This window comes from Rhizobium sp. SVR5-2C (assembly GCF_056755115.1).
On record NZ_JBNDHT010000451.1, the window covers coordinates 1 to 257 of the forward strand.

The window sequence follows — 257 nt, forward strand, 5'->3', positions numbered from 1 at the left end:
GGGCGCGGCCATGCAGGTACAGGACGACGACAAGCCCTACGACGACATCAACATCACGCCGATGCTGGACCTGGCGTATGTGCTGCTGGTGATCTTCATCATCATGACCACCGCCTCGGTGCAGGGCGTGAAAGTGAACCTGCCCAAGGCGAGCGCCTCGGTCAGCCTGGCCAAGCCGCAGACCAAGGCGATCACCGTCTCCGACAGCGGGCAGATCTTCCTCGACGCCTTCCCGGTGAGCATCGGCGAGCTGGAGG

At 63.8% G+C, this 257-nt stretch carries 1 protein-coding gene; it reads left to right on the top strand.

The window, feature by feature from the left end:
• On the top strand, window positions 1-257 hold a 257-nt coding region (locus tag ACPYOI_RS36480; protein WP_481424231.1), incomplete at both ends, for an ExbD/TolR family protein.